This is a genomic window from Zavarzinia compransoris (assembly GCF_003173055.1).
GTDB classification, from domain to species: domain Bacteria; phylum Pseudomonadota; class Alphaproteobacteria; order Zavarziniales; family Zavarziniaceae; genus Zavarzinia; species Zavarzinia compransoris.
The window spans coordinates 511112-534987 of sequence record NZ_QGLF01000004.1 but is presented as its reverse complement, the minus strand read 5'-3'; the positions used below and the strand labels follow the sequence as shown (position 1 = coordinate 534987).

Below are 23876 nucleotides of genomic sequence, written 5' to 3'. Positions count from 1 at the left end.
ATGAGCCTGCCCGAGATCTGCATCCGCCGGCCGGTCTTCGCGACGGTCCTGTCGCTGGTGATCTGCCTTGTCGGCCTCGTCGCCTATCAGCGCCTCGCGGTCCGCGAATATCCGAATATCGACGTCCCCGTGGTCAGCGTCCGCACCGACCTCGTCGGCGCCAGCGCCGCCGTGGTCGAGAATCAGATCACCCAGGTGCTGGAGGATTCGATCTCCGGCCTCGACGGGATCGACACGATCACCTCGAGCAGCCGCGACGGCCGCAGCGCGATCACCGTGCGCTTCGTGCTCGGCGTTTCGCCCGATGTCGCCGCCAGCGACGTCCGCGACCGGGTGTCGCGGGTGCGCCGGCAATTGCCGGACGAGGCGACCGAGCCCCAGATCTCCAAGGTCGAGGACGACGCCCAGCCGATCATCTATCTCTCGACCAATGCGGAAGGCGCCACCCGCCTCGAAGTGACCGAGGTCGCCGATACCTATGTCGTCGACCGCCTGCAGACGATCCCCGGCGTCTCGTCGGTCGAACTGCGGGGCGAACGGCGCTATTCGATGCGGGTGTGGCTGGACCGGGCGCGCATGGCCGCCTTCAACATCACCGCCCAGGATATCGAGGATGCGCTGCGGGCCCAGAACCTGACCGTGCCGGCCGGCCGGATCGAATCGAACCAGCGCGAATTCACCGTCGAATCCCGCACCAACCTGGCGACGCCGGAACAATTCTCGCAAGTGATCCTGCGCCAGGACGGCACCTATCTGGTCCGCCTCGGCGATGTCGCCAAGGTCGAGCTGGGCCCGGAAAACGAGCGCATCCTGGCGCGTTACAACAGCCGGGAATCGGTGACCGTCGCCATCGTGAAGCAGGCGACGGCCAATCCGCTCGACATTGCCGCCGAGTTGCGCAACCGCCTGCCCGAGATCCGCACCGCCCTGCCCGCCGGCTATGAGATCGAGATCAGCTACGACAGTTCGATCTTCATCGACCGCTCGATCCAGGCCGTCTACCACACCGTGGCCGAGGCGGTGGTGCTGGTCGTCATCGTCATCTTCCTGTTCCTGCGCAGCGGCCGCGCCACCCTGATCCCGCTGGTGACCATCCCGGTCTCGCTGGTCGGCGCCTGCGCCATCATGTTCGCGCTCGGCTTCACCTTGAACACGGTGACGCTGCTCGCCTTCGTGCTCGCCATCGGCCTCGTGGTCGACGATGCCATCGTCGTCCTCGAGAATATCTACCGCCATGTCGAGAACGGCATGCGGCCGCGGGAAGCGGCCATGCTGGGTGTCCGCGAGATCGCCTTCGCCGTCGTCGCCATGACCCTGACGCTGGCCGCGGTCTATGCCCCCGTCGCCTTCGCCGAGGGGCGGATCGGCCGGCTCTTCGCCGAATTCGCCCTGACGCTGGCGGGCGCCGTGCTCGTCTCCGGCTTCATCGCCCTGACGCTGACGCCCATGATGTGCGCCCAATTGCTGCACCATGGCGAGAACCACGGCCGCTTCTACCGCGCGATCGAAGCCGTGCTCGACCGCCTCGACCGGCTCTATGCCGGCGCGCTGGACGGGGCGCTACGGCGCTGGCCGGTGGTGGTGGTCGCGGGCCTTGCCGTCGGCATCGCCAACTGGTTCCTGTTCACCGGCCTGAAATCCGAACTGGCGCCGGTCGAGGACCGGGGCACCATCAATATCCGCGGCACCGCGCCCGAAGGGGCGACCCTGGATTTCACCGGCCGCTACGGCGCCATCGTCGAGAAGCTGGGCGCCGATCTTCCGGAAGTCGCGGGCATTCTCTTCATCGTCGGCTCGCCCGACGTGACCACGGTCACCGCCAGCCTCGTGCTCCGGAACTGGGAGGAGCGCGACCGCGCCCAGCAGGCGATCACCGCCGAAATCCAGCCGAAGCTGGCGCGCGTGCCCGGCATCAACATCTTCGCCAGCAATCCGCCCTCGCTCGGCCAGTCCGGGCGCGAGAAGACCGTGCAATTCGTGATCCAGTCGAGCGGCAGTTTCGACGAATTGGACCAGGCGGCGCAGAAGCTGATCGCCGCCATCGCCGGCAACCCGGGCCTCGTCAATGTCGAAAGCGACCTGACCTTGAACAAGCCGCAGCTCGAGGTCGCGATCGACCGCGAGAAGGCGGCCAGCCTCGGCATCGATGCCGCGGTCATCGCCCGCACCCTCGAAACCTTCTTCGGCGGGCGCAACGTCACCAAGTTCGAGCGGAACGACAAGCAATACGATGTGGTCGTGCAGGTCGCCGACAGCGACATGCGCCAGCCCTCGGACCTGACCTCGCTCTATGTCCGGGCGGCCTCGGGCGAGATGGTGCAGGTATCGAGCCTCGCCAGGGTGACCGAAAGGGTCGGGCCGAAGGAATTGCTGCGCTTCAACAAGGCGCGCTCGGCGACCATCGGCGCCAATCTGGCGCCGGGCTACAGTCTCGGCGAGGCGCTCCAGGCGATGGAGGCGGCGGCGCGCGAGACCCTGCCCCCCGGCTATCGCTACGACTATGCCGGCCAGAGCCGCGAGTTCCGCGAGGCGTCGGGCTCGCTCTACGTCACTTTCCTGCTTGCCGTCGCCTTCATCTTCCTGGTGCTGGCGGCGCAGTTCGAGAGTTTCGTCGCCCCCGTGGTCATCCTGCTGTCGGTGCCGCTGTCGATTGCCGGCGCGCTGGCCGCCCTGCTGCTGTCGGGGGGCACGCTCAACGTCTACAGCCAGATCGGCCTGATCACCCTGGTCGGCCTGATTTCCAAGCATGGCATCCTGATCGTCGAATTCGCCAACCAATTGCTCGAACAGGGGCGCAGCCGGCGCGATGCGGTGATCGAGGCGGCGCGCCTGCGCCTGCGCCCGATCCTGATGACCACCGGCGCCATGGTGCTGGGCGCCGTGCCGCTGGCGCTCGCCACCGGGCCGGGCGCGGAAAGCCGGCAGGATATCGGCTGGGTCATCGTCGGCGGCATGAGTTTCGGCACGCTGCTCACCCTTTTCGTCGTGCCGACGGTCTATCTCCTGGCCAACCGCCGGGGGCGGGGTGCCCCTGCAGATATAGCGCTTCCCGTGGCGACGGACCGGGGGTAGGGATAGCCCCCCTGCCCTGCGCCCGAAGGACTGCTCATGTCCGTCAGCCCCCGGCTGCTGTTCCTGCTGTCGCTGCCGCCCGCGCTTTGGGCCGGCAATGTCGTCTTTGCCCGGCTGGTGATCGGGGATATCGATCCCCTGTGGCTGAACGCCCTGCGCTGGGTCCTGGCCCTTGCCCTGCTGCTGCCGCTCGGCCACCGGGTGGTGCTGGACCGGGGGCGGCGGCAGGCCTGGCTTGCCCATTGGCGCTATTTCATCATCGTCGGCCCGCTCGGCATCGGCGCCTTCAACGGGCTGCAATATCTGGCGCTGCGCACCAGCACGCCGCTGAACGTCACCCTGATCGCCGCCAGCCTGCCGCTGTGGATGATGGCGGTCGGGGTGTTCCCGTTCCGCAGCCTGCCCCGCCGACCCGAGGTGGCGGGGGCCCTGCTGTCCCTGGTCGGGGTCGCGGTGGTGCTGTCGCGGGGCGATATCGGCGCCCTTGTCGCCATCCATTTCGTCGAGGGCGACCTCCTGATGATCCTGGCGGTGATCGGCTGGGCCTTCTACAGCTGGCTCCTGATCCGGCCGCCGGCGGCGCTGGCGCCCCAGGGCCGCCTGCCCTGGACCTGGGCCGAAAGCCTGCTGGTGCAATGCGTCTTCGGCGTTCCCCTGGCGCTCGCCGCCGCGACCGGGGCGAGCGCCGCCGGCCTGACGACGCCGCTGGTGCCCTCGGTCGGGCTCGCGCTCGTTCTCGTCTTCGTCGCGGTCGGGCCGTCGATCCTGGCCTATCGGGCCTGGGGCATGGCGGTCGCCACCGCCGGGCCGGGGCTGGCCGCCCTATTCTACAATTTCACGCCGCTGCTGGCCGGGGCCATGTCGGCCGTCCTGATCAACGAATGGCCGAAACCCTATCACGGTGTCGCCCTGGCCCTGCTGATCGGGGGCGTGCTGATCTCGATGCGGGGCCGGCGATAGCTGTTTAGTCCCGGCCGCGGCAGGCGGCGCAGGTGCCGGTCAGCTCGACCGAGACCGAATGCACGGTAAAACCCTGGGCACCGGCGTGGCGGACCAGGGTAGCGACGGTTTCCGGATCGCCCAGTTCCGCCACCTCGTGGCATTGGCTGCAGATCATGAACTGGCCGGCGTGGTCGACTTCCGGCCGGCTGCAACCGACGAAGGCATTGAGCGAGGCGATGCGGTGCACCAGCCCCTGCTCGATCAGGAAATCCAGCGCGCGATAGACGGTCTGGGGCGCCACCGGCTTGCCCCCCATCTCGCCCAGGCGGGCGACGAGATCATAGGCGCCGGCCGGGCGGTGACTGCCCAGCACGAGTTCGAAAACCTGGCGGCGCAGGTCGGTCAGGCGGGCGCCCCGTTCGGCGCACAGGCTCTCCGCCCGGCCGAGGGCATCGGCGATACAATGGCCGTGGTCGTGATCATGATCGTGCATCATCGATCACCACTATACCGACTTTGCGCCGGGATGCTAGAAACGGCGTGATATTATCACATCGGACCCGTTCGAAATGACTCCCGCCGCCATCGACGCCCTGCTCGCCACCGTGAAATTCGACCGGAACGGCCTCGTCCCCGCCATCGCCCAGGCCCGCACGGGCGGCGAGGTGCTGATGATGGCCTGGATGAACCGCGACTCGCTGGTCGAGACCCTGACCACCGGCCGGGTGACCTATTGGTCCCGCTCGCGCGGGGAACTATGGCGGAAGGGCGATACCTCGGGCCACGTCCAGGTCCTGCACGAATTGCGCGTCGATTGCGACGGCGACACCCTGCTCGCCATCGTCGACCAGACCGGCGCCGCCTGCCACACCGGCGCCCGCACCTGCTTCTACCGGAAAGCCGGCCCCGACGGCGTCGAGGAAGCGGCCACCTTCGCCCCCTGCGCCCACGATTGAAGGGGGCCGATCGGCAGCGCTGTCGGGCCCGCCGAATCCCAGCGGAATGAACGTTCATTCCGCTTGAGTATCTTCAGGCGAAAGGGAAACCGGTTCGTCGGTAGAAGATGCGTAAAATCAAAACAACAGAGCATGTTTGGAATGACGCTCATTCCGAGCATACCCTAACGTGGACCGAGGTGTTGGTTGGTGGGCCCGGCAGGACTCGAACCTGCAACCAGACCGTTATGAGCGGCCGGCTCTAACCATTGAGCTACAGGCCCCACCGGGATGCCGCGGCATGCGGGGCAAGACGTTTAGCAGGACCGGGCAGGCTTGCCAATCCATGGCACGCTGCCCGGCTGCACGCCGATATCGATCAGGACACGCGGTTGAACGCGCCCGCTGCCTTGTCCAGCCATTCCAGGCGGCCGTCGAAGACACGGAAGCGGGCGCCTTCGAGGGTCAGGCTGCCGGCCTCCACCGCCTTGGCGACGAAGGGGAAGGTCATCAGGCGTTCGAGCGACAGTTTGATCGATTCCTGTTCCAGCGCTTCCTTGGCCTCGGGCGTCTGGCGGTCGAGGTCGCCAAGGCGGGCCAGCGCCGGCTGGATCAGGCCGATCCAGTCGTCGAGATACTCGAAATCATCGAGCGGCATGCCGCGCAGCGCAGCGCCCACGCCGCCGCAATCGCCATGGCCGAGGACCAGGATCATGCCGACCTTGAGCACGCGCACGGCAAATTCGAGCGCGGCGGAAGTGCCGTGCTGCCCCTCGCCCTTCTCCGCCGGCGGGATCAGGTTGGCGACGTTGCGGACGACGAACATTTCGCCCGGCTGGGCATCGAAGATCACCGCCGGGTCGACCCGGCTGTCGGAACAGGCGATCACCAGGACCGGCGGCTTCTGCCCCTTCGACAGTTCCTTGTAGAGATCGCGATACTCCGGCCAATGTCCACCCCGGAAACGCCGGTAACCATCGATCAGCCGCTCCACCGCGCCCTCCTCAATCCCGTTCACAAACGGCGGGACGATGACGCGGCGCAGCAATCCTGTCCACCCTCCAATGATCGGTAGACGGGATTATGGACAAAATAAAAACCCCGGTGCCGGCAGCGGGCCGGCACCGGGGCTTGTCGGCCAGGCGCTGGTTCGCCCGGAATATCCGATCAATTGTCCAGGAAGCTGCGCAGCTTGCGGCTGCGGCTCGGGTGCTTCAGCTTGCGGAGCGCCTTCGCCTCGATCTGGCGGATGCGCTCGCGGGTGACCGAGAATTGCTGGCCGACCTCTTCGAGGGTGTGGTCGGTGTTCATGCCGATGCCGAAGCGCATGCGCAGCACGCGCTCCTCGCGCGGGGTCAGGCTGGCCAGCACCCGGGTGGTGGTCTCGCGCAGGTTCGACTGGATGGCGGCATCCAAGGGCAGGACCGCGTTCTTGTCCTCGATGAAGTCGCCGAGGTGGCTGTCCTCCTCGTCGCCGATCGGGGTTTCCAGGGAGATCGGCTCCTTGGCGATCTTGAGGACCTTGCGCACCTTCTCCAGCGGCATGCCCAGCTTTTCCGCCAGTTCTTCCGGCGTCGGCTCGCGGCCGATCTCGTGCAGCATCTGGCGCGAGGTGCGCACCAGCTTGTTGATCGTCTCGATCATATGCACCGGGATGCGGATGGTGCGTGCCTGGTCGGCGATCGAACGGGTGATCGCCTGGCGGATCCACCACGTCGCATAAGTCGAGAACTTGTAGCCGCGGCGGTACTCGAACTTGTCGACCGCCTTCATCAGGCCGATGTTGCCCTCCTGGATCAGGTCCAGGAATTGCAGGCCGCGGTTGGTGTATTTCTTGGCGATGGAGATGACGAGGCGGAGGTTGGCCTCGACCATTTCCTTCTTCGCCTGCCGGGCCTCGCGCTCGCCCTTCTGCACCGTGGTCACGATGCGGCGGAATTCCGGGATGGTCAGGCCCGCCTCGGTGGCGACATTGCCGATCTCGCCGCGCAGGCGCTCGATCTCCGGCACCTGGTCGCGGGCGAAATCCTTCCAGCCCCGGCCCGGCAGGCTGCCGACCTTGGCCAGCCAGTCCGGCACCAGTTCATGGGTGATGTAATGTTCGAGGAAGCTCTCGCGGCTGACCTTGTATTTCTCGGCAAGGCGCAGCAGCCGGCCCTCGAGCCCGATCAGGCGGCGGTTCATGCCGTAGAGCTGGTCGACCAGCGCCTCGATCCGGCCATTGTTCAGATGGACCGACTTCATCAGCTCGACGAGTTCGGCCTTCAGCTTCTGGAAGCGCTTCTCGGCGCCCGCGGCCTGGCTGTCCTCGGGCGCGCCCATGGCGACGGCAAGGCGGCTTTCCTGCAGCTTGGCGTATTTCTTGTGGGCGACGGCGATCTTGTCGAAGATTTCGAGCACGACCGGCTGCAGCGCCTGTTCCATCGCGGCCAGCGAAATGCCGCCCTCTTCGTCCTCGTCCTCCTCGCCGGGGGCGCCCATGCCCTCGGCGCCGGCTTCGCCGTCCTCCTCCTCGCCGGGGCCGGCCTCGCCGTTGCCCTCGGCGGCGGCAAGCTCGCCCTCCTCGGCCCCCGCCTCGCCGGGGCCGGCGCCATAGGTGGCGTCCAGATCGATGATGTCGCGCAGCAGGACCTTGCCGGCCAGCAGTTCATCGCGCCAGCCGATCATGGCCTGGAAGGTCAGCGGGCTTTCGCACAGCCCGTCGATCATGGTTTCGCGGCCGGCCTCGATCCGCTTGGCGATGGCGATTTCGCCCTCGCGCGAGAGCAGTTCGACCGAGCCCATCTCGCGCAGGTACATGCGCACCGGATCGTCGGTCCGATCCAGTTCCTCGGCGGCGGACGGGGTGAAGGTGCCGCCTTCGCCCTCCTCCTCGTCCTTGCCGGCGCCGGCGCGTTCCGGGTCCTCGCCCTCTTCGCCGTCGATGACGTTCACGCCCATTTCCGACAGCATGGCCATGATGTCCTCGATCTGTTCGGAGGACACCTGTTCCTGCGGCAGGACCGCGTTGATCTCGTCGTAGGTGACATAGCCGCGCTCCTTGGCGCGGGCGATCATGCGCTTGACCGCCTGCCCCGCGGTATCGAGCAGCGGGCCGTCGCCCGCTTCCTCGCGGGCCTCGTCGTTGCCGGTCGCTTCTGCGTTCTTGCTTGCCATGCCGTTAGCCCCTTGGGACGTCCTTGCTGCTCTCGGAAGTCCCCGTCAAGTCACGCCGAAAACCCGCCATCGGCCCCGGTGCCGGGCACCTGGGACTCAATGCGGGTCAATTCTTTCTCGATCGCCTGGATTCTTCGCAGACCGGCCTCCGTCGGCGAAGCCTCGTAATCCGCCTTCGCGTCGCTCAGATCCGCCCTCAATCCAGTTTGCCTGCTGTGGAAAGCCAAGACCTGCCGCCACTGTTCCTCGACCACATCCAGGGTCACGTCGTCCCTGGCTGCCTCGTGGAGCCGCAGGAACGCATCATTTTCGAGGCGGGCGATCGTCTCGGCCAAACCAACATCCGCTAAGTGGCCTTTGACCTTGTCACTGTCAAGGCCTTCAGCGTCGAAAGACATGCTTAAGAGTTCGGATCGCAGGCTGTCAAGGCCCGGCGCCGTGAATTCAAGCCTCGCCAGGTCATCTTCGACCCGGGGCAACAGACGCGGGTGACGGGCGAGAATCAGCAACAACAGCCCTTCGTTCGAGCCAGCGCCGGTATTCTGCCCCTGCGCCAGCGGATTTGCACGCAAGTGTTGCGAAGCCCCTTGGGGCGCGAAGGGCGGGAAACCGCGCCCCCCCGGCCCGCGGGGCGGCCGCGGGCTCCAGGCCGGGCGCTTGGGGCGCAACTCGTCCATCAGCAGGCGGACGCGGCCGCGGAATTCCTCGCGGTAGTGAAGTTGCAGGCGCTGGTCGGCGATCTCGCGCACCACGGCGCCAACCCTGGTCTCGAAGGCGGCGCGCCGTTCCGGGGTGGAGAAATCCGCTGCCGCGCGCTCGCGCTGCCACAGGAAATCGACCAGGGGCTGGGCCTTGTCGAGCTGGCCGCGCATGGCGGCGACGCCGTCGCGCCGGATCAGTTCGTCGGGATCGAGATTGTCCGGCAAGGTGAGGAAGCGGAGCGAATGGCCGGGCTTCAGCAGCGCCAAGGCGCGGTCCAGCGCCCGGCTGGCGGCGCGCTGCCCGGCCTTGTCGCCGTCGAAGCAGAGGATGGGCTCGGGGGCGAGGCGCCACAGCGCCTCCAATTGTCCCTCGGTCAGGGCGGTGCCGAGCGGCGCCACCGCCTCGGCGATGCCGGCCTGATCGAGGGCGATGACATCCATATAGCCTTCGCAGACCACGGCCCGGCCCTGGCGGTGCGCCGCCTCCCGCGCGAGGTTCAGGTTGAACAGGGTATCGCCCTTGTGAAACAGCGGGGTTTCCGGCGAGTTCAGGTATTTCGGTTCGGCATCGCCCATGGTGCGGGCGCCGAAGGCGATGACCCGGCCGCGGGCGTCGCGGATCGGGAAGGTCACCCGGTCGCGGAAATAATCGTAAGGCGCCCGGCCGTCGTCCGGCTGGCGCACGAGGCCGGCCTCGACCAGGAGATCGGGCGAAAACCCCCGGGCGATCATCGCATCCTTCAGTCCGGTGCTGCCCGCCGGCGCGAAGCCCAGGCGGAAGCGGGCGACGGTCTCGGCCGTCAGGCCCCGGCGGGTGAAATAGCCGCGGGCCGCCGCCCCTGCCCCGGTCCTCAGCTGCGCCTCGTACCAGGCGCACGCGGCCTCGAGGACATCGTGCAGGGTCTGGCGCCGCTCGGCCTGCTGCTTCGCCTCGGGGTTCGGGGCCGGCAGGGCGACGCCGGCTTCGGCCGCGAGTTTTTCCAAAGCCTCGCGGAAGCCCAGGTTCTCGGTCTTCTGGACGAAGGTGAAAATGTCGCCCTTCTCGCCGCAGCCGAAGCAATAATAGGCGCCCTTGTCGTCCATGACATGGAAGGACGGGGTCTTTTCGCCGTGGAACGGGCACAGCGCCATGAAATCCGCCCGCCCCTTGCGCATGATCTTGGTGCGGCGGCCCACGATGGTGGACAGCAAGAGGCGGGATTTGATCTCCTGAGTGACGTCGTCGGCCATCCGTGCCCCAAAAGCAACCCGGCGGCAGGCCGGGGACAAGGCGCGGCATCATGATAGCCCGCCCTGCCCCGATCAAGGATAGACCCGATCAAGGATAGAGGTGTTTACCCTTTCGGGCTGGCCGTCACCTCGAGGGTGATGGTGATCTCACGGCTGACCCATTCCGCCTTGGGATCGGACTTGGCGCCCAGGTTGAAGGCGAGACGGTCGAGGGTGAAGCTCGCCTTCGCCACCACCGGCGCCTGGCCGAGCGGGGTCAGGGTGAAGGGAAAGCTGATCTCCTTCGCCACGTCCCGGATGGTCAGGGTCCCGGTCGCGACATAGGCGCCGTCCGCCCCCGCCTCGATCCGGGTCGAGGTGAAGGTGGCGGCCGGGAATTCCTTGACGTTGAACCAGTCCGCCTGCGGCAGGGTGCCGTCATACATGGCATTGCCGGTCGAGGCGCTGGCCGGATCGAAGCTGACCTTCAGCGACGAGCCGGCGAGATCGGCGGGATCGAAGGCGATCTCCGCCTGCCAAGCGCCGAATGCCCCGGTGAAAGCCTCGCCCGCATGGGTGCCGGCGAAGGCGACCGTGCTTTTCGCCGGATCGACCGCATAGGTGGCGGCCGCAGCGGGCAGGACGAAGGCCGGCAGGGCGAGCGCAGCCAGCACGAGGCCGGCGAAAAACCTGTTTGTCATCGGGTCCACCATATCCGGGCCATGAAATTTTCCCGGTCGAACAGGTAATGCTTGATCACGGCAAGGACATGGCCGGCGATCGTCGCGGCGAACAGCAGGGCAAGCACGAGATGGGCGGTCTTGGCGCCGTCGCTCGCCCCCTCGTCGCCGGCAAGGCCGGGCAGATGAGGCCATTCGAACCAGCCGAAGACGATGGTCGGCAGGCCGTAGACCGAGGCCGAGACCATCACCCAGCCCGACAGCGGCAGCAGGATCATCAAGGCATAGAGGGCAAGATGGCCGCCCTTGGCCGCGGCCAGGGCCAGCCCCGTCACGCTGGCGGGAAAGGCCGGCGGGCGGTGGAACAGCCGCCAGCCCAGGCGCAGCACGAAGGCCAGCAGCAGCAGGACGCCCAGCGACTTGTGCCACTGGAACATCCGGAACTTCAGGCTCTGCGACAGGTCGCCATAGGCCATGACGAAACCGCTGGCCAGCATCAGCACGAAGGCCACCGCCATCACCCAGTGAAGGATGATGGCGACGCTCGAATAGCGCTCCGGACGAATGGCCATGACCGGCTCAGTTCGGCTTGGTGAATTCGGTTTCGATGAAGATCTGCACCTCGTCGCCGATCGCCGGGACGAAGGTGGTGAAGCCCCAATCGGACCGCTTAATCGTCGTCGTCGCCGAGAAGCCGAGCGCCGGAATGCCGGCCATCGGGTGCTTGGCATAGCCGGCGTTGAAAGTGACGTCGAGCACCACCGGCTTGGTGACGCCGAGCAGGGTGAGGTCGCCGGTGATCTTGCCGGTGTTCTCGCCCGTCACCTCGACCTTGGTCGACTTGAAGGTGATGGCCGGGAACTTGCCGGCATTGAGCCAGCGTGCATCGCTCGACAATTCCTTGTCGAAGTCCGTCTTGTCCGGGAAGGGATAGTCGGTCTTGATCGACAGCGGATCGATGGTCGCGGCGACCGTGCTCTTCGACGGGTCCTTGGGGTTGAAATCGAGGTCGATCTCGGCCTTGGCGAAACGGGCCGTATAGTTCGACAGGCCCATGTGCTTCACCTTGAAGGTGACGCTGGTGTGGGTCGGATCCAGCTTGTAGGCGCCGGCCGGCAGCTCGGCCACCGGGGTGGTCTGGGCCAGGGCCGCGATGGGTGTCGCCAGCGTGGTGAACAGCAGGGCGGCGGCAAGGCAGGCGGCTTTCTTCATCGATCTTCCCTTTGGTGACGCGGGGTCAGGCAGGAACAGGATGTCGACTTGTGCGCCGCGGAAAAACCCCAGGCCGGTGAAGAGATCGTTTCGATTTCGGAAACAGTGAGCCCGGCCACCCCGGCAGGACTCACAAAAAACGAAAATCTGATGGATTATTCAGGACAGCGCCGCCTTCACCAGGGGGCTGGCCTTGCCGAAATCGATGGTGCCGCCGTGGCGCTCGCGCAGCAGGGCGATCACCTTGCCCATGTCCTTCATGCCGGCGGCGCCCGTCTCGGCGATGGCGGCGGCGATCGCGGCCTTCACCGCGTCCTCGCCCAATTGCTGCGGCAGGTAGGAGTCGATGATGGCGATTTCCGCCTTTTCCTTGTCGGCGAGATCCTGGCGCCCGGCCTTCTCGTAAGCCTCGACCGAGTCCCGGCGCTGCTTGACCAGTTTCTGCAGGACGTTGACCAGGTCCGCCTCGCCGACGCCGGCATCGGGGCCGTCGGTGCGGGCGGCGATGTCGCGTTCCTTGAAGGCGGCCAGAATCAGGCGGATGGTGCTCACCTTGGCCGCTTCCTTGGCCTTCATGGCTTCCTTCAGCGCTTGGTTCAGCCGATCGCGCAGCATTTTTCTCGTCTCCAGGGTCAATCAGGCCGCGCAGATTAGCGCAACAGCCATGCACTGGCCATAAGCCGTTGACGAGCATGGCGAATTTCGCAAGCCCGCATGACTTGACTGTGAATACCCGCGCCTTTATGGTCCGCCCGATTTGACCGGCGGGTGCACCCGCCGCGGAGTTTCCCGATGACGACGCCAGATTCCGTGCCCCCGCTTCCCGTGCGGGGCAGCATTCCTGACGACGCGCGCCCAAATGCCGATCAGGCTGCGGGCGCCAAACCGACCGGCGTTCTCGTCCTTGCGGACGGGACGGTACTTTGGGGCCGAGGCCTGGGGGCCGAAGGCGACGCGGTCGGCGAGGTTTGCTTCAATACATCCATGACCGGCTACCAGGAGATCCTGACCGATCCCTCCTACAGCGGCCAGATCATCACCTTCACCTTCCCTCATGTCGGCAATGTCGGCACGAATTTCGAGGATATCGAATCGGTGGGCCCGGGCGCGTGCGGCCTGATCCTGCGCGCCGACATCACCGAGCCCTCGTCCTGGCGCGCCGCCAGCCACCTCGATGCCTGGGCGAAGCAGCGCGGCCTGATCGGCCTTGCCGGGGTCGACACCCGCCGCCTGACCCGGCTGATCCGCGCCGCCGGCGCGCCGAACGGCATCATCGCCCATAATGCCGCGGGCGTGTTCGACCTCGACGCCCTGAAGGCGAAGGCGAAGGCCTTCCCGGGCCTCGAGGGCCTCGATCTCGCCAAGCAGGTCTTCTGCCGCCAGACCTATACCTGGGACGAGACCCTGTGGTCCCTGGGCGGGGGCTATGGCCGCCAGGACAATGCCCAATTCCACATCGTCGCCATCGATTACGGCGTGAAGCGGAACATCCTGCGCTGCCTGGCGAATACCGGCGCCCGCGTCACCGTCGTTCCAGGCGATACCTCGGCCGAGGCGGTGCTGGCGCTCGGCCCCGACGGCGTGTTCCTGTCGAACGGCCCGGGCGATCCGGCCGCGACCGGCGAATATGCCGTGCCCGTGATCAAGGCGCTGATCGAGACCGGCAAGCCGGTGTTCGGCATCTGCCTCGGCCATCAGATGCTGGCCCTGGCCCTCGGCGCCAGGACTGTCAAGATGAAACAGGGCCACCGGGGCGCCAACCACCCGGTGAAGGACAAGACCACCGGCAAGGTGGAGATCACCAGCCAGAACCACGGCTTCGTCGTCCTGCCCGAAACCCTGCCGGCCAATGCGGAGGAGACCCATGTCTCCCTCTTCGACGGCACCAACGAGGGCCTGCGCATGCTCGACCGCCCGGTCTTCTCCGTCCAGTATCACCCGGAAGCCTCGCCCGGCCCGGAGGACAGCCATTATCTCTTCGACCGGTTCATCGCCCTGGTGAAGTCCCATGCCTAAGCGTACAGACATCACCTCGATCATGATCATCGGGGCCGGGCCGATCGTCATCGGCCAGGCCTGCGAATTCGACTATTCGGGCACCCAGGCCTGCAAGGCGCTGAAGGACGAGGGCTACCGGGTCGTCCTGGTCAATTCCAACCCCGCGACCATCATGACCGACCCCGGCCTGGCGGATGCGACCTATGTCGAGCCGATCACGCCCGAGATCGTCGCCAAGATCATCGAGAAGGAACGGCCGGACGCCCTGCTCCCCACCATGGGCGGGCAGACGGCGCTGAACACCGCCATGGCGCTGGCCGACGACGGCACGCTGGCGAAATTCAATGTCGAGCTGATCGGCGCCAATCGCGAGGCGATCGAAAAGGCCGAGGACCGGCTCCGCTTCCGCGACGCCATGGACAAGCTGGGCCTCGAGAGCCCGAAGTCCCGCGTGGCGCATTCGATGGCCGAGGCGCTGGACGCTTTCGCCGAGATTGGCCTGCCCGCCGTGATCCGCCCGTCCTTTACGCTTGGCGGCACCGGCGGCGGCATCGCCTACACGCGTGAGGAATTCGACCGCATCGTCACCTCGGGCCTCGACGCCTCGCCCACCACCGAAGTGCTGATCGAGGAATCGGTCGCCGGGTGGAAGGAGTATGAGATGGAGGTCGTCCGCGACAAGGCGGACAATGCCATCATCATCTGCTCGATCGAGAATATCGACCCGATGGGCATCCATACGGGCGACTCGATCACCGTCGCGCCGGCGCTGACGCTGACCGACAAGGAATATCAGATCATGCGCAACGCCTCGATCGCGGTGCTGCGCGAGATCGGGGTGGAGACCGGCGGTTCCAACGTCCAGTTCGCCATCAACCCGGCGGACGGCCGCATGGTCGTGATCGAGATGAACCCGCGCGTGTCGCGGTCCTCCGCGCTGGCCTCCAAGGCGACCGGCTTCCCGATCGCCAAGGTCGCGGCCAAGCTCGCCATCGGCTATACGCTGGACGAGCTGATGAACGACATCACCGGCGTGACGCCGGCCTCCTTCGAGCCGACCATCGATTATGTCGTCACGAAGATGCCGCGCTTCACCTTCGAGAAGTTCAAGGGCTCCGATCCCCTGCTCACCACCGCCATGAAGTCGGTGGGCGAAGCCATGTCGATCGGCCGCACCTTCCAGGAATCGGTGCAGAAGGCGCTGCGGTCGATGGAAACCGGGCTGACCGGCTTCGACCCGGTCGAGCGCCTGCACGGCGACCGCGACCTGATCGAGGTGGAACTGGGCAAGCCGGTCGCCGACCGCCTCGTCGTCGTCGCCGACGGTTTCCGTGTCGGGCTTTCGGTCGACGAGATCGCCGACATCACCAAGATGGACCCCTGGTTCCTGCGCCAGATCGAAGAGATCGTAACCGAGGAACAGCGGATCCTCGACAGCGGCCTGCCGGAAACCGCTGCCGGCTGGCGCCGCCTGAAGGCCATGGGCTTTTCCGACCAGCGCCTGGCAACCCTTGGCGACACCACGGAACAGGCGGTGCGCAAGGCCCGCCGGGCCCTTGGCGTCCGCCCGGTGTTCAAGCGGATCGACACTTGCGCGGCCGAATTCGACAGCCGCACGCCCTATATGTATTCGACCTATGAATCGCCCGATTTCGGCGCGCCCGACTGCGAGGCCCAGCCGACCGACGCGAAGAAGGTGGTGATTCTCGGCGGCGGCCCGAACCGGATCGGCCAGGGCATCGAATTCGACTATTGCTGCGTCCATGCCTGCTACGCCCTGACGGAAGCCGGCTATGAGACCATCATGGTCAACTGCAACCCGGAAACCGTCTCGACCGACTACGACACTTCGGACCGGCTCTATTTCGAGCCGCTGACCGCCGAGGACGTGCTCGAACTGATCGAGACCGAGAAGCAGAACGGCACGCTGCACGGCGTCATCGTGCAGTTCGGCGGCCAGACCCCGCTGAAACTGTCCAAGGCGCTGGAACAGGACGGCATTCCTATTCTCGGCACCTCGCCCGACGCCATCGACGTCGCCGAGGACCGCGAGCGGTTCCAGGCGCTGCTCCAGACGCTGGACCTGCGCCAGCCGAACAACGGCATCGCCACCTCGATCGAACAGGCCCGCGCGGTCGTCGAGCGCATCGGCTTTCCCGTGGTCATCCGCCCGTCCTATGTGCTGGGCGGCCGGGCCATGGAAATCGTCCGCGACGTCCCCGGTCTCAACCGCTATATGACCGAGGCGGTGGTGGTCTCGGGCGACAATCCGGTGCTGATCGACGGCTACCTGAACCAGGCGACCGAGGTCGACGTCGATGCGCTCGCCGACGGCGAGACCGTCTATGTCGCCGGCATCATGGAGCATATCGAGGAGGCGGGCATCCATTCGGGCGACAGCGCCTGTTCCCTGCCGCCCTATACGCTCTCGCCCGAGATCATCGAGGAATTGAAGCGCCAGACCGAGCTGATGGCCCGGGCGCTGGGCGTCGTCGGCCTGATGAACGTGCAGTTCGCCATCCAGGGCGACGATATCTATGTCCTCGAAGTGAACCCGCGCGCCTCGCGCACCGTGCCCTTCGTCGCCAAGGCGATCGGCGAGCCGGTGGCGAAGATCGCCTCCCGCGTCATGGCCGGCGAGAAGCTGGCGGGCTTTGGCCTCCGCTGGAAGAAGCTCGACCATGTCGCGGTGAAGGAATCGGTCTTCCCCTTCGCCCGCTTCCCCGGCGTCGACATCCTGCTCGGGCCCGAGATGAAGTCGACGGGCGAGGTCATGGGCCTCGACAAGACTTTCGAACTGGCCTTCGCCAAGTCGCAGCTCGCCTCCGGCACCCGCCTGCCGCAATCGGGCAAGGTGTTCATTTCGGTGCGCAAGGCCGACAAGGACGCGGTGCTGGAGCCGGCGCGCGAACTGGTCGCGCTGGGCTTCGAAATCGTCGCGACCAAGGGCACGGCCGATTTCCTCGGCGACAACGGCGTGCCGGCGAAGCGCGTGAACAAGGTGCTGGAAGGCCGTCCGCACATCGTCGATGCGATGAAGAACGGCGAGATCGCCCTGATGTTCAACACCACCGAGGGCTCGAAGTCGATCGCCGACAGCTTCGAGATCCGGCGCACCGCGCTGACCCTCAAGATTCCCTATTACACCACGACGGCGGGGATGGAGGCGGCGGTCAAGGCGATCGCGGCGCTTCGCCTCGGGCGCCTTGAAGTTGCCCCGCTGCAATCCTACACTTGATGTCCGCGCATGCCCGATCGGCTTTCCGGCCGGTCGGGCATTGCCAACTGTGGTGGTCTTCGCGTTCGGGCGGGCCTATTGATCGGGTAGAGGGGCGATGGAAAAAGTGCCCATGACGGCATCGGGGTACGAAGCCCTGGAAGCCGAATTGAAGCGGTTGAAGACGGTGGACCGGCCGGCGGTGATCCAGGCCATTTCCGCCGCGCGCGAGCATGGCGACCTGTCGGAAAACGCCGAGTACCATGCCGCCAAGGAAAAGCAGAGCTTCATCGAAACCCGCGTGATCGAGCTCGAGGACAAGATCTCCCGCGCCCAGGTGATCGACGTCTCGAAACTCAACGGCACCGTGATCAAGTTCGGCGCCACCATCACCCTGGTGGATGCGGATACGGACGAGGAAGTGGTCTATCAGATCGTCGGCGTCGACGAGGCGGACGTGAAGGCCGGCCGGCTTTCCGTCTCCTCCCCCGTCGCCCGCGCCCTGATCGGCAAGACGGTCGGCGACGAGATCGAGGTCACCGTCCCCGGCGGCCACAAATCCTATGAGATCCTGAAGGTCAAATTCGCCTGAGAGGCCGCCGCCTGCACGTTCGCGGCGCTTGCCACGGACGTGCAGGCCGTGGTCGGTCCCGGTCGGTAGGCCCCGGTCAGTGGGGCGATGTCGCCTGGGGCAGCGGGGCCGCCTGAAGCCAGTCCCTTATGATGATCAGAAAGTCCCGGTAGGGAACATTGTCATAGTGCCCGAGACGATCTCTGATCTTGGGGAAATCATCCGTGAATTTGCGATAGTGCTCGATCAGCATTCGGGCCCCGGGCAGGGACCTCCTCCCCAGTGCATTCGCCGCGAGCCAATCCCTTACTTTGATGGCGGCAATTTCCGGATCGTCCGCGTGATATTGAATATCGTTGCCTGCGAGATCCGAAGTCGTGTCGCGATGGCGGTCGCGCACGGTATCGAGAATCAGCGCGACCTTGGCCTTCTGGGCCCTGGCGCCGAATGCCTTGGCGCCAAGAAACAGCCCAAGCTCCAAAGGCATGTTGAAACGCGCGACCCCGGTATGGGGATCGAGCCCGACACGGCTGAGATCGTGGATTCCCAATGGCGCTTCCCGAATGATTTCGATGATCTTCGCCAAGCGGGACTGGCTGGAATCCTCGACTTCCTTGGCCACCCGTATCTGAAAACCAAGGGCCATGACCGTGAAGACGATCGCCTCGTACATCGGATGGTATTCAACGTCAAAAGGACAGTTCAGGAATACCTCGGGCCTGACCATCTGCTCATTTGAAATTGCGCCCCCTTCGATCCCTTTAGCCTTCTGACGCCGAACCATTCTCGACTACCACTTCCGGATCACCGTTCTCTTCTGCCAAGCGCTGCTCGATCACGGCCGCAACCGCCTCGGCGATCTTGAGCCTGCGTCTCCCGCGGACCGGCACTCTCGGCTCGACCACCAAGGGTTCGCGGCCCGTGAAGGCTGCGGCCTGCTCGAGAGAGACGACCTTGTAGCCGGCGCCCTTCCGCTTCCCCAGTTCATCGAGCCGCTCCACAGCCTTCTTGATGGCAAGGGCTTGCTCAGCGTTTCGCCGCCTCGAACCTGCGCCGAGTGCCCGCTTCTTCTTGTCGCGAGGGCCAGACCCCAACGACTCGGTCGTGGACTTATGCAGTCTGGAAGAGTTCCTAGACCGATCGAGCCTCATCATATCGCCTGTCCTGCCTCCTATCCGGCATCGATATGTGGTTGCCTGTACAAGCAAACAAGCCACATTTACGAGGGGTAGCATCGAACGCCGCAAGCGCAAACATAAATTGAAATCGATCAGCCGATTAAGCCGGCTCGACTCGGCGCCATGCGATGCAACGACAGTTTCTACACCCTCAGCGTGCGGATGATAGCGCTCCCGAAAGATTGCGCACCAGCGAGAAAATACTGAGCGGCCTTCTTCAGCAGAACAGGCGATTGGCCCGCATCAAGCCCCCCCCCCAGGGCCAGCATTCGATCGGCGACCGAGGCGCGAAGACTACTCCCGCACCCGGCCACGCACCAGATCGTCATAAGCCGTCATCAGGGTCTTGGTGATGGTGCCGACTTCGAAATTATAGGGGCCGATTTCGGACAGGGGGGTGACTTCCGCGGCCGTGCCGGTCAGGAAGGCCTGCTCGAAGCCCTCCAATTCGCCCGGCTGGATGGCGCGTTCGATGACGTCGATCCGGTGCTGGCGGGCGAGGTCGATCACCGTGCGGCGGGTGATGCCGTCGAGGAAGCAATCGGGCTTCGGGGTGTGAAGCTGGCCGTCCTTGACGAAGAAGATATTGGCGCCGGTCGCCTCGGCGACCTGGCCGCGGTAGTCGAACATCAGGGCGTCGTCATAGCCAGCCGCCTCGGCCTTGTGCTTCGACAGGGTGCAGATCATGTAGAGGCCGGCCGCCTTGGACGCCGTCGGCGCCGTGTCCGGGGCCGGGCGCTTCCAGTCGGCAATGGTCAGGCGCAGGCCCTTCAGCTTCGCTTCCGGCGAGAAATAGGACGGCCACAGCCAGCAGGCGATGGCGACATGGATCTTGTTGGCCTGGGCCGCCACGCCCATCATTTCCGAGCCGCGCCAGGCCAGCGGGCGGACATAGCCGTCGACGATGCCGTTGGCTTCCACCACCGCGCGGGTGGCGTCGTCGATCGCCTGCACGTCATAGGGCAGGTCGAAGCCGAGGATCTTGCCGGATTTTTCCAGCCGTTCCGAATGTTCGGTCAGCTTGAACACCGTGCCGCCATAGACGCGCTCGCCCTCGAACACGCAGGAGGCATAATGCAGGGCATGGGTCAGGACATGGACCCGTGCATCGCGCCAAGGCACCAACTGCCCGTCGAGCCAGATGAAACCGTCGCGATCGTCGAAAGGCGCGCCTGCCATGATCCTGTCCTGCCCGTCTGTTTCCTCGAAGGCCAGCAGGGTAACGCCAACCGGCGCCCCTTACTACGTCAATATTCCTGACATATTAAAGCCTGGCTCTTGCAGTTTGCCGGCGACAGGGCAGGATGCTGGGCGGGACCTTCGAGAAGAATATCGCCGATCATGAGCAGTTTGCCTCAGGGCGCACGCCCCAATCCCCTGTTCCTGCGTGACGAAGAGATTCGCCAGGGCATCGAACTGCTGTTCTTCGCCTATCGGGACTTCACGTCCGACGCCGACGCGGTTCTGGCCCGCCACGGCATGGGGCGGGCGCATCACCGGGTCATCCATTTCGTCGGCCGGCGCCCGGGCATGACGGTGAACGAACTGCTCGGCATCCTGAAGATCACCAAGCAGAGCCTGTCGCGCGTGCTGTCCCAATTGATCGGCGAAGGCCTGATCGCCCAGGTCCAGGGCACCCGCGACCGGCGCCAGCGCCTGCTGTCGCTGACCGACAAGGGGGTCGAACTGGAACGGCAATTGTCGGGCCTTCAGCGCAGCCGGGTGACCCGCGCCTACCGCGAGGCCGGGGCCGAGGCGGTGGCCGGTTTCCGCAGCGTGCTGATCGGCCTGATCAACGAGGCGGACCGGGATACGGTGCTCGCCGCCGTGGACAAGGATTGAGATGACCGACGCCCCCGCCCCCGCCCATCTGCTGGTGGTCGACGACGACGCCCGGCTGCGCGGCCTGCTGGCGAAATATCTGGGCGACCAGGGCTTCCGCGTCTCGACCGCCGGCGATGCCGCCGAGGCCGCCCGCCAATTGGAAGCGATCGCCTTCGATCTCGTCGTCCTCGACGTCATGATGCCGGGGGAGGACGGGGTGTCGTTCACCCGCCGCCTGCACGCCGGGGCCGGCCCGCCGGTCCTGCTGCTGACCGCGCGCGGCGGGCCGGACGACCGCATCGCCGGGCTCGAGGCCGGGGCCGAGGATTATCTGGCCAAGCCGTTCGAGCCGCGCGAACTGGTGCTGCGCATCCAGGGCATCCTGCGGCGGAAGACGGCCGAGCCCGCGCCCCCGGCGCCGGAGGGCGAGATCATCCACCTGGGCGCCTGGCGCCTGGACCTGCGGCGCGGCGAATTGCAGCGCGGGCCGGAAACGGTGCGGCTGACCTCCGGCGAACTCACCCTGATGCGCCTGCTGGCCGAACGCGCCGGCGAGCCGATCAGCCGCGAGGAACTGGCGGAGGCGACGGGCCAGGCCCAGGAACGCACCATCGACGTCCAGGTGACGCGGCTCCGGCGCAAGATCGAGGACGACCCCAAGGCCCCCCACCACCTCCAGACCGTGCGCGGCAAGGGCTATGTCCTGTGGCTGAACTGACCGGCAGCACGGCGCGGGGCGGCGCCCCGCTCGATCGCCTGGCGCTGGCGGTGAAGCGGGTGCTGCCCAAGAACCTCTTCGCCCGGGCGCTCATCATCATCGTCGCGCCGGTGCTGCTGTCCCAATCGATCCTGTCCTATATCTTCATCGACCGGCACTGGGAACTGGTGACCCGGCGCATCTGCTACATCGTCGCCGGCGACATCGCCTATATCGTCGCCGAACTGGACCTCAGCCCCGGCGGCGACAATTCGCGCATCTATCAGCTGGCGCGGAACGCGATGCAGCTGACCATCAGCTTCGAGCCCAAGGCCGACCTGCCGCCGCCGACCGAGATCCGCTTTCCGATCCTCGAACGGGTGCTGCGCACGGAATTGACCAAGGTGGTCGGCCTGCCCGTGGTCATCGACACGCTGTCCAGCCCCGACAATGTGCTGATGAGTTTCGACCTCGGCGACGGCGTGCTCCATGTCTCGGTGCCCTTGAAGCGGATCACGACCACCACCAACGAACTGCTGTTCTTCTGGATGGTCGGCCTGTCGGTCCTGCTGCTGACCGTCGCCATCCTGTTCCTGCGCAACCAGATCCGCCCCATCGTCCGCCTGACCGAGGCGGCGGAAGCCTTCGGCAAGGGCCAGAAGGCCGACGACTTCAAACCCTCCGGCGCGCGGGAGGTGCGGCGCGCCGCCGCCGCCTTCATCGCCATGCGCCAGCGCATCGAGCGCCACCTGCGCCAGCGCACGGAAATGCTGGCCGGCATCAGCCACGACCTGCGCACGCCGCTGACCCGGATGAAGCTGCGCCTCGCCATGATGGGCGACGGCGAGGACCAGGAGGAATTGACCCGCGACGTGGTCGAGGTCGAGCGGATGATCGAGGAATTCCTGGCCTTCGCCCGCGGCCAGGAAGGGGAACAGCCGGCCGAGACCGATATCGCCGCCCTGATCGCCGAAGTGGCCGAGGATGCCAATGCCGGCCACCGCACCACCCCGGTCGAGGCCCCGGCCCTCGCCCCTCTGGTGGTCACCCTGCGCCGGCAGGCGGTGAAGCGCTGCCTGGTCAACCTGATCGACAATGCCCAGCGCCATGCCGGCCATGTCCGGGTTTCGCTCGCCGCCTCGGCCCGCTGGGTCGAGATGATCGTCGACGACGACGGCCCCGGCATCCCGGACGACCGGCGCGAGGATGCCTTCCGCCCCTTCGTCCGCCTGGACGACGCGCGCAACCCGGTCGATGCCGGGGTCGGCCTCGGCCTTGCCATCGCCCGGGATGTCGCGCGCAGCCACGGCGGCGATATTTTCCTGGAGCAAAGCCCGCTGGGCGGGCTGCGCGCCCGCATCCGCCTGCCGGTCTGAGGGGGACGAGCGATGCGCGTCTGGCCCGTGCTGCTGTTCCTGTTCCTTGCCGCCGCCCCGGCCCAGGCCGAGGAGACGCTGGACGACTGGTTCGACAGCAAGCCGGTGGACGACAGCGCCCCGCCCTGGACGGTCGACTGCGCCGCCACCTCGGTGATCCGGGACGGCCGGGTGGTGCCGGGCGCGGCCTGCGCCGCCGTCTCGCCCCCCAGCCTGGAGGGCGGCGTGCTGCGCTTCTGGACCGAGGTGCGGGGCGCGGATCATGCCCCCTTGCGCGGCCCGGCGGTGGCACTCGAATTTCCCATCCCGGCCGAACGGCTGAACGAGCTTGCCGGCCGCTTCAGCGGCAATGCCGCCATCCTGGCCGCCGGGGCCAACTACCACCTGACCTTTCATCGGGCCGCACCGATGGCGGGACGCTGCGACCGCCTGGTCATGCCGGCCCGGCGCGGCCCGGCCGATGCCGCCGGCCCCAAGGCCCTGTCCTTCGACCGCATCGGCTGTCAGATCACCGATGCGGACGGCGCGCTTGGCCGTCTGTTGCTCGATGAAGGCGGGGTCGGCATCGCCCTGACCATCGGCGGCATCCGCCTTGCCGGCAGCATCGTCACCGGCCCCGGCGCCGAGGCCGGCATCGCCGCCGCCGAGGAACGCCTCCGGTCCCCCTCGCCCGCTGCCGGACCGGTGCCGGACGATCAAAGCCAAGAGGAGAGCGGCCCGTCCCGGACGTTCCGCTGAACGGCCTTCAGAACAGCCGGCCGCCGTCCGGCACGGCCTGGCCGGGGCCGATCAGCACGACCGCGCCCGTCTCGTCCGGCAGGCCGAGGACCAGGACTTCCGAGATGAAGGGGCCGATCTGGCGGGGCGGGAAATTGACGACGCCCAGGACCTGCCGGCCGACCAGCGCCTCGGGCGTGTAATGCACCGTGATCTGGGCCGAGGACCGGCGCAGCCCGATCTCGCCGCCGAAATCGACGGTCAGCTTGTAGGCAGGCTTCCGCGCTTTCGGGAACGGCTCGGCCGCGACGATCGTGCCGACGCGGATATCGAGCTTCAGGAAATCGTCGAATGTCGCCTGGGGCGCCGGCCCCGTGCCGTCCTCTGCCAT

At 66.6% G+C, this 23876-nt stretch carries 22 protein-coding genes and 1 tRNA gene; 10 read left to right on the top strand and 13 right to left on the bottom strand.

Translation table 11 applies throughout. From position 1 onward, the window contains the following. Both DKG75_RS16505 and DKG75_RS16500 read left to right on the top strand, forming a co-directional pair. Positions 1 to 3072 (top strand): efflux RND transporter permease subunit, encoded by a 3072-nt coding sequence (locus DKG75_RS16505; RefSeq protein WP_109922252.1) that lies wholly within the window; start codon positions 1 to 3, stop codon positions 3070 to 3072. Positions 3073 to 3108: 36 nt separating this feature from the next. After that, positions 3109 to 4032 (top strand): DMT family transporter, encoded by a 924-nt coding sequence (locus DKG75_RS16500; RefSeq protein WP_109922251.1) that lies wholly within the window; start codon positions 3109 to 3111, stop codon positions 4030 to 4032. Positions 4033 to 4036: 4 nt separating this feature from the next. Here the strand turns inward: DKG75_RS16500 and DKG75_RS16495 are convergent, their stop codons facing one another. Next, positions 4037 to 4510 (bottom strand): Fur family transcriptional regulator, encoded by a 474-nt coding sequence (locus tag DKG75_RS16495; protein ID WP_109922250.1) that lies wholly within the window; start codon positions 4508 to 4510, stop codon positions 4037 to 4039. A gap of 73 nt (positions 4511 to 4583) precedes the next feature. On the opposite strand from DKG75_RS16495, the gene hisI reads away from it, so the two are divergent. Next, entirely contained in the window at positions 4584 to 4970 is a 387-nt protein-coding gene (gene hisI / locus DKG75_RS16490) for a phosphoribosyl-AMP cyclohydrolase (protein ID WP_109922249.1), read from the top strand. 187 nt (positions 4971 to 5157) lie between these two features. Here the strand turns inward: hisI and DKG75_RS16485 are convergent. The 8 genes from DKG75_RS16485 to DKG75_RS16450 form a co-directional block, all read right to left on the bottom strand. Next, positions 5158 to 5233, bottom strand: a tRNA-Ile gene (locus DKG75_RS16485). Positions 5234 to 5328: 95 nt separating this feature from the next. After that, positions 5329 to 5943, bottom strand: a complete 615-nt coding sequence (locus DKG75_RS16480) for a carbonic anhydrase (protein WP_109922340.1) — start codon at positions 5941 to 5943, stop codon at positions 5329 to 5331. A 173-nt stretch (positions 5944 to 6116) separates the two neighbouring features. Further along, positions 6117 to 8105 carry an RNA polymerase sigma factor RpoD gene (rpoD, locus tag DKG75_RS16475; RefSeq protein ID WP_109922248.1) on the bottom strand — a complete coding sequence of 663 codons (1989 nt, stop codon included), beginning with the start codon at positions 8103 to 8105 and terminating at the stop codon, positions 6117 to 6119. Between the two features lie 50 nt (positions 8106 to 8155). Beyond that, complete coding sequence (gene dnaG / locus DKG75_RS16470; RefSeq protein WP_109922247.1) at positions 8156 to 10036, bottom strand: DNA primase; 1881 nt, start codon at positions 10034 to 10036, stop codon at positions 8156 to 8158. A 104-nt stretch (positions 10037 to 10140) separates the two neighbouring features. Then, positions 10141 to 10716 (bottom strand): YceI family protein, encoded by a 576-nt coding sequence (locus DKG75_RS16465; protein WP_166646491.1) that lies wholly within the window; start codon positions 10714 to 10716, stop codon positions 10141 to 10143. Further along, the gene (locus tag DKG75_RS16460; protein WP_109922245.1) at positions 10713 to 11267 is read right to left on the bottom strand and encodes a cytochrome b; all 555 of its coding nucleotides are present in this window, start codon (positions 11265 to 11267) and stop codon (positions 10713 to 10715) included. Before DKG75_RS16460 ends, DKG75_RS16465 begins: the two co-directional genes overlap by 4 nt. 7 nt (positions 11268 to 11274) lie before the next feature. Next, positions 11275 to 11907: a YceI family protein gene (locus DKG75_RS16455; protein WP_109922244.1), complete on the bottom strand. Its 633-nt coding sequence runs from the start codon at positions 11905 to 11907 to the stop codon at positions 11275 to 11277. 159 nt (positions 11908 to 12066) lie between these two features. Further along, positions 12067 to 12522, bottom strand: coding sequence for a GatB/YqeY domain-containing protein (locus DKG75_RS16450; RefSeq protein ID WP_109922243.1), 456 nt, complete (start codon positions 12520 to 12522; stop codon positions 12067 to 12069). 177 nt (positions 12523 to 12699) lie between these two features. On the opposite strand from DKG75_RS16450, the gene carA reads away from it, so the two are divergent. The 3 genes from carA to greA all read left to right on the top strand — a co-directional run bounded on the left by carA (position 12700) and on the right by greA (position 17714). After that, positions 12700 to 13923, top strand: coding sequence for a glutamine-hydrolyzing carbamoyl-phosphate synthase small subunit (gene carA, locus DKG75_RS16445; RefSeq protein WP_109922242.1), 1224 nt, complete (start codon positions 12700 to 12702; stop codon positions 13921 to 13923). Further along, a complete protein-coding gene (carB, locus tag DKG75_RS16440) occupies positions 13916 to 17143 on the top strand; it encodes a carbamoyl-phosphate synthase large subunit (RefSeq protein WP_109922241.1) in 3228 nt (1075 codons plus the stop codon). The genes carA and carB overlap by 8 nt, the downstream gene beginning before the upstream one ends. Before the next feature lie 97 nt (positions 17144 to 17240). Continuing rightward, positions 17241 to 17714 (top strand): transcription elongation factor GreA, encoded by a 474-nt coding sequence (gene greA, locus DKG75_RS16435; RefSeq protein WP_109922240.1) that lies wholly within the window; start codon positions 17241 to 17243, stop codon positions 17712 to 17714. 76 nt (positions 17715 to 17790) lie between these two features. Here the strand turns inward: greA and DKG75_RS16430 are convergent, their stop codons facing one another. The 3 genes from DKG75_RS16430 to DKG75_RS16420 form a co-directional block, all read right to left on the bottom strand. Continuing rightward, positions 17791 to 18477, bottom strand: coding sequence for a hypothetical protein (locus DKG75_RS16430; protein WP_133636973.1), 687 nt, complete (start codon positions 18475 to 18477; stop codon positions 17791 to 17793). Beyond that, the gene (locus tag DKG75_RS22765) at positions 18455 to 18847 is read right to left on the bottom strand and encodes a hypothetical protein (protein WP_133636975.1); all 393 of its coding nucleotides are present in this window, start codon (positions 18845 to 18847) and stop codon (positions 18455 to 18457) included. Before DKG75_RS22765 ends, DKG75_RS16430 begins: the two co-directional genes overlap by 23 nt. A gap of 318 nt (positions 18848 to 19165) precedes the next feature. Further along, a complete protein-coding gene (locus tag DKG75_RS16420) occupies positions 19166 to 20050 on the bottom strand; it encodes a branched-chain amino acid aminotransferase (protein ID WP_109922237.1) in 885 nt (294 codons plus the stop codon). A gap of 162 nt (positions 20051 to 20212) precedes the next feature. On the opposite strand from DKG75_RS16420, the gene DKG75_RS16415 reads away from it, so the two are divergent. Genes DKG75_RS16415 through DKG75_RS16400 form a run of 4 tightly spaced genes read left to right on the top strand, consistent with a single transcriptional unit; the run spans position 20213 to position 23506 of the window. Beyond that, a complete protein-coding gene (locus DKG75_RS16415) occupies positions 20213 to 20713 on the top strand; it encodes a MarR family winged helix-turn-helix transcriptional regulator (protein WP_109922236.1) in 501 nt (166 codons plus the stop codon). Between the two features lies 1 nt (position 20714). Continuing rightward, a complete protein-coding gene (locus DKG75_RS16410; RefSeq protein WP_109922235.1) occupies positions 20715 to 21413 on the top strand; it encodes a response regulator in 699 nt (232 codons plus the stop codon). Beyond that, a complete protein-coding gene (locus DKG75_RS16405) occupies positions 21401 to 22768 on the top strand; it encodes an ATP-binding protein (RefSeq protein WP_243746538.1) in 1368 nt (455 codons plus the stop codon). The genes DKG75_RS16410 and DKG75_RS16405 overlap by 13 nt, the downstream gene beginning before the upstream one ends. Before the next feature lie 12 nt (positions 22769 to 22780). Next, positions 22781 to 23506 (top strand): hypothetical protein, encoded by a 726-nt coding sequence (locus DKG75_RS16400; RefSeq protein WP_109922234.1) that lies wholly within the window; start codon positions 22781 to 22783, stop codon positions 23504 to 23506. A gap of 7 nt (positions 23507 to 23513) precedes the next feature. On the opposite strand, the gene DKG75_RS16395 is transcribed toward DKG75_RS16400, so the two are convergent. Continuing rightward, the gene (locus DKG75_RS16395; RefSeq protein ID WP_109922233.1) at positions 23514 to 23876 is read right to left on the bottom strand and encodes a tRNA-binding protein; all 363 of its coding nucleotides are present in this window, start codon (positions 23874 to 23876) and stop codon (positions 23514 to 23516) included.